Source organism: Clostridium guangxiense, from assembly GCF_021043395.1.
GTDB classification, from domain to species: domain Bacteria; phylum Bacillota; class Clostridia; order Clostridiales; family Clostridiaceae; genus Clostridium_S; species Clostridium_S guangxiense.
Map to the genome: position 1 here is coordinate 87,262 of NZ_JAJNKE010000012.1, position 6,334 is coordinate 93,595.

4 protein-coding genes and 1 rRNA gene are annotated in these 6,334 nt (G+C 31.7%); all 5 read left to right on the forward strand.

Translation table 11 applies throughout. The annotated features are described in order from the left end of the window. The first annotated feature begins 31 nt into the window (after positions 1-31). Positions 32-1,117, forward strand: coding sequence for a DNA replication/repair protein RecF (gene recF / locus LQK79_RS09445; protein WP_053242850.1), 1,086 nt, complete (start codon positions 32-34; stop codon positions 1,115-1,117). Positions 1,118-1,140: 23 nt separating this feature from the next. After that, a complete protein-coding gene (gene remB / locus LQK79_RS09450; RefSeq protein ID WP_053242851.1) occupies positions 1,141-1,404 on the forward strand; it encodes an extracellular matrix regulator RemB in 264 nt (87 codons plus the stop codon). A 23-nt stretch (positions 1,405-1,427) separates the two neighbouring features. After that, complete coding sequence (gene gyrB, locus LQK79_RS09455; protein ID WP_053242852.1) at positions 1,428-3,341, forward strand: DNA topoisomerase (ATP-hydrolyzing) subunit B; 1,914 nt, start codon at positions 1,428-1,430, stop codon at positions 3,339-3,341. A 37-nt stretch (positions 3,342-3,378) separates the two neighbouring features. Continuing rightward, the gene (gene gyrA / locus LQK79_RS09460; RefSeq protein ID WP_053242853.1) at positions 3,379-5,826 is read left to right on the forward strand and encodes a DNA gyrase subunit A; all 2,448 of its coding nucleotides are present in this window, start codon (positions 3,379-3,381) and stop codon (positions 5,824-5,826) included. A gap of 438 nt (positions 5,827-6,264) precedes the next feature. Continuing rightward, positions 6,265-6,334, forward strand: a 16S ribosomal RNA gene (locus LQK79_RS09465); the annotation flags it as partial.

Here is a 6,334-nt window from a genome sequence, read left to right on the forward strand (position 1 = left end):
AATTACTTTATGATATAATATAGGTGTTATCATGTATATAAAAAATTTAAAATTAGTTAATTTTAGAAATTATGATATTTTAGATATAGATTTTAATAGCAATGTCAATATTATAACTGGAGATAATGCACAGGGAAAAACTAATATACTTGAAAGCATATATTATTGCAGCCTAGGAAAATCCCATCGTACTAGTAAAGATAAAGAACTTATAAAATGGGATAAGGATGAATCGTATATTAGTCTATACGTGTGTAAAAAACGCCTTGATAAAAAAATAGAAATAAAAATATTCAAAGGCGGAAAAAAAGGAATTAATATAAATTCAATAAAATTAAAAAAAATCTCAGAGCTTTTTGGGATTTTTAATGTTGTTATGTTTTCTCCAGAAGATTTAAAAATAGTGAAGGATTCTCCAAGTTACAGAAGACGCTTTTTAGATATAGAATTATCTAGATTAAACTCTAATTACTATTACAACCTTGTTCAATATCATAAAGTTTTGGAACAAAGAAATATTTCATTAAAAAACAGAAATCTTATCAAAAGTGGCATTATTGAAGTTTACGATAATCAATTAAGTAAATTGGGAGCATATATAATAAAACAAAGGTATAATTACTTAAAAGATTTAAATGCAAGGGGAAAGTTAATTCATATGGATATCACTGATAAGAAAGAAGAAATAGAGTTTCAGTATCTTACTAGTATTAAGAATGCATTAAATGCTTCAGAAGAACTGCAAAGTGAGTTCGAAAAAAATAGACAAAAGGATATTGAAAAAGGAAGCACTTCTGTTGGTCCCCATAGAGATGATTTCAATATAAAAATTAATGGTATTGATACCAGAAGTTTTGGATCACAAGGTCAACAAAGAACGGCTATTTTAACCATAAAGTTTGCATCAATTGAAATAATTAAAAGTATAACAGGAGAAGCACCAGTACTTCTTCTTGACGACGTTTTGTCTGAACTTGATATTAAAAGGCAACAATATATACTGAATGCTTTAGATGAAATACAGACTTTAATTACATGTACTGGAATAGAAGATATAAAAAGTTATATAAAAAAAGACTTTAAAATTTTCGAGATATCAAATGGTAAGTTAGTTTAATTAGTTTTTAAGGAGGCCTTTTTATGTTTTTGCATTTAGGGGAAAATGTTGTGGTTCCTATAAAAGATATAATAGGAATATTTGATATTGAAACAACTATGTATAGCGCAGATACAAGCCAATTTTTAAGGATGGCTGAAGAAGATGGTTTCGTGGAAAGAATAACAAAGGAACCACCAAAGTCTTTTGTTATTGCAGAGGTGGATAAAAAAAGTAAAATATTTTTATCTCCGATTTCTTCATCAACATTGAGTAAAAGGTCTCAAGTCATTTATTTAGAGCCATAAAACTTTAGAATAGGAGGATTTTAATGTCACAAAATAATGAAGTGTACGATGAAAGTCAAATACAGGTATTAGAAGGTCTTGAAGCGGTAAGAAAAAGACCAGGTATGTATATAGGCAGTACTAGCAGCAGAGGGTTACATCATCTTGTATATGAAATAGTAGACAACAGTATAGATGAAGCCCTAGCTGGATATTGTAAGAATATAGATGTTGTTATACATAAGGATAATTCAGTAAGTGTAGCGGATGACGGAAGAGGAATGCCTGTAGGTATTCATCATAAAATGAATAAACCTACAGTAGAGGTAATAATGACAGTGCTTCACGCAGGAGGAAAGTTTGGTGGAGGAGCGTATAAGGTTTCGGGTGGACTTCATGGAGTTGGTGCATCTGTTGTTAATGCTCTTTCAGAAACTTGTGAAGTTGAAGTAAAGTCAGAAGGACATATCTGGAAACAAATCTACCATAGAGGAAAAGTAGCTTCACCTTTTGAGAAGATAGGTGATAGTGATGAACATGGTACTAAAGTATATTTTAAACCAGACAGTGAGATATTCGAGGAAACAGAATTTGATTATGATGTATTAGCACAAAGATTAAGAGAATTAGCATTTTTAAATAAGGGAATAAAGATAAACCTTTCTGATGAAAGAAGCGATAAAGCAGATAATTTTCATTATGAAGGTGGAATAAAATCCTTTGTATCTTATCTTAATAGAAATAAAGAACCAATATTTAGCGAGCCAATTTATGTAGAAGGCAGCAAAGAAGGAAAATGTTCTGTTGAAGTTGCCATTCAGTACAATGATGGATACACTGAAAATATTTTTGCTTTTGCCAATAACATAGACACTGTTGAGGGTGGTACTCATTTAGCAGGATTTAAATCTGCTCTCACAAGGGTATTTAATGATTATGCTAAAAAGTATGGTTTTATAAAAGAAAATGACAAAAATTTATCTGGAGATGACATAAGAGAAGGGCTTACCGCTGTAATTTCCGTAAAACTTACAGATCCACAGTTTGAAGGTCAAACCAAAACAAAACTTGGAAATAGTGAGGTTAGGGGAATTGTAGATAGTGTTGTTGCTGAAAAAGTGAGTACATTTTTAGAAGAAAATCCTCAAATAGGTAAAATTATTATAGATAAATCTATGGTAGCTGCAAGAGCGAGGGAAGCTGCTAAAAAAGCAAGAGAACTCACAAGAAGAAAATCTGTACTTGAGAGCACAGCTCTTCCTGGTAAATTAGCAGATTGTGCGTCGAGAGATCCTTCAGAATGTGAAATATATATAGTCGAGGGGGATTCAGCCGGAGGTTCAGCTAAACAGGGAAGAGATAGAAAGTTTCAAGCTATTCTGCCTTTAAGAGGAAAAATATTAAACGTTGAAAAACAAAGAATTGATAGAATACTTAATTCAGAGGAAATAAGAGCTATGATTACCGCTTTTGGAGGGGGCATAGGAAAGGACTTTGACGTATCCAAAATAAGATATCATAGAATTATAATAATGACCGATGCCGATGTAGACGGTGCTCACATAAGAACACTTATTCTTACATTCTTTTACAGGTATATGAAACAACTAATAGAAGAGGGGCATGTATATATAGCACAGCCACCACTTTATAGAGTTGCTAAGGGAAAAAATGAAGTTTATTCCTATAGTGATAAGGAACTTGACAATGTTTTAAACGAACTTGGTGGAAAGGATAGCAATATTGATATACAGAGGTATAAGGGTCTTGGAGAAATGAACCCAGAGCAGCTGTGGGAGACAACAATGAATCCAGAGCATAGAATTTTAAAGAAAGTAAACATAGAAGATGCTATGGCTGCAGATGAAACATTTACAATTTTGATGGGGGATAAAGTTGCTCCAAGAAGACAATTTATACAAGATAATGCTTCTAAGGTTGAAAATTTAGATATTTAGTTATTTATTATTGGTTACATAAAAAAGAGGTGTAAGTATGCAAAATGAAGGTAAGATTGAACTAGTAGATATAAACAAAGAAATGAAAAGTTGTTATATAGATTATGCAATGAGTGTTATAGCTAGTCGTGCACTTCCTGATGTAAGGGATGGTTTAAAGCCAGTACATAGAAGAATTATATATTCTATGTATAATTTAGGCATAACACCTGATAAGGGATATAGAAAGTGTGCAAGAATAGTAGGAGATGTTTTAGGTAAATATCATCCTCACGGAGATACAGCTGTTTATGATGCTTTAGTAAGAATGGCTCAGGATTTTAACCTAAGATATACACTTGTGGACGGTCATGGAAATTTTGGATCTATTGATGGAGATTCTGCGGCTGCTATGAGGTATACTGAAGCAAGACTTGATAAAATAGCTTTGGAAATGGTAAGAGATATTAACAAAAATACTGTAGATTTTGTACCAAATTTTGATGGCGAAGAAAAAGAACCTTCGGTGCTTCCATCAAGATTTCCAAATCTACTTGTAAGTGGTTCTGCGGGTATAGCTGTTGGTATGGCAACTAATATACCACCACATAACTTGTGTGAGGTAATTGATGGTATAATTGATCTTATTGGCAATCCTGAAATTACTATTTTGGACTTAATGGGGAAGATTAAAGGGCCAGATTTTCCTACAGCAGGCATAATAATTGGAAAGTCAGGAATAAGAGAAGCTTATGAAACAGGAAGAGGCAAGGTAACAGTAAGAGCTAAATCTGAAATTGAAGTTGATAACAATGGAAGACAGAAAATTATAGTTACTGAGATTCCTTATCAAGTAAATAAAGCAAGATTAATTGAAAATATGGCAGACCTCGTAAAGGATAAAAAGATAAATGGAATAAGTGATCTTAGAGATGAATCTGATAGAGAGGGAATGCGAATTGTAATTGAAATTAAAAGAGATGCAAATGCAAACATCGTTTTAAATCAATTATACAAACACACAAGACTTCAAGATACTTTTGGAATAAATATGCTTGCATTAGTTGATAACAAGCCAGAAACACTGAATTTAAAGCAAATTCTGGAACATTACGTTACATTCCAAAAAGAAGTAATAAGAAGAAGGACTCAATTTGATTTAGATAAAGCTTTAGCAAGAGCGCATATTTTAGAGGGATTAATAATAGCATTAGATCATATTGATGAAGTTATAAAACTCATAAGATCATCAAAGACAACCCAAGAAGCTAAAAAAGGCTTGATGGATAATTTTTCACTTTCAGAGAAACAGGCTCAAGCAATACTCGACATGAGGCTACAAAGGTTAACAGGACTGGAAAGAGAAAAAATAGATTCAGAGTACAACGAACTCATGAAAACAATAGAATCTCTAAAAGCGATATTAATGGATGAAGCTAAAGTATTAAATATAATTAAAGAAGAGCTTATAGATATAAAATCAAAATACGGTGATGAAAGAAGAACAAGCATAGAAAAAGCAGAAAATGAAATAGATTATGAAGACCTTATACAAGAACAGGATGTCGTTATAACCCTTACCCATGCTGGATATATAAAGAGAATAAGTGCAGATACATATACAGCTCAAAAAAGAGGAGGTAGAGGTATACAGGCAATGTCTACAAAAGAGGATGATTTTGTAGAACATATATTTATAACTTCAACTCATAATCATATTTTATTCTTCTCAAATCAAGGAAGAGTTTATAGGCTAAAAGGATATGAGGTTCCAGAAGCAGGAAGAACAGCTAAGGGTACTAACTTAGTAAACCTTCTTCAGCTTAATCCAGATGAAAAGATACAGACATCAATATATTTTAAGGAATTTGATGAAGATAAATTTTTAGTTATGTGTACTAAAAATGGAACTATAAAGAAGACTTCTTTAAACCAGTATAGCAATATAAGGAAGAGTGGATTAATAGCCATAAACCTAAATGATGATGACGAATTAGTTTCTGTTAGAATGACTAGTGGAAATGATGATATTTTTATAGCTACTAGAAATGGAATGGCAATAAGATTTAGTGAAAAGGATGCTAGACCACTTGGAAGAAATGCCAGTGGTGTTAGAGGTATATCTCTTAATGAAGATGATTTTGTCGTTGGAATGGAAATAGTAGATGAAGAACAAAGCGTACTTGTTGTAAGCGAAAATGGCTTTGGTAAAAAAACAGCTGTAAAAGAATATAAGTGTCAGTATAGAGGTGGAAAGGGACTTATAACATATAAAGTTACAGAAAAGACAGGACCTTTGGTTGGAGCTAGAATGGTTAAAGAGACAGATGAAATGATGCTTATTAACAGTGAAGATATTGCTATAAGAATAAGTGTAGCGGATATTTCAACTACTAGCAGAAATGCAATGGGAGTTACTCTTATGAAAAATAAGGGTGATCAAAAGATACTCGCTATAGCTAAAATAGACAGTGATAATAGTGAAGAAGAGGAATCAGAATTATAAAATAAAAAAAGAACTTATTTTTAAGTTCTTTTTTTATTTTATAAAATACTTATTTCAATGTTAAAATCACGGCTAACTTTAATATTATTGAAATAAACTTAGCCTAGAGTATCAATACAAGATATTCAAAGAAAAATATAGAAATAAGTAAGTAATATTAAAATATTTAAACAAGATGGTGTGCCATAATATATTCTTAAATAAAAAAAGTGTTATTATATTAAACGTCGTCGCAAGATGACGGTGATTAATGAGTTCTGAAAAAACATTTTAAAAAGTGTTGACAGAGCAAATTAAACATGATATTATAAATAAGCTGTCTCGTGCAGCACATTGAACTTTGAAAATTAAACAGAGAAGAATTAAGTAAACCAGCAATTCTTTTGAATAGAAGAAATTCTATTTAATATATAAAGCGATGAGCTTAAATCAAACTTTTAAATTGAGAGTTTGATCCTGGCTCAGGACGAACGCTGGCGGCGTGCTTAACACATGCAAGTCGAGCGGG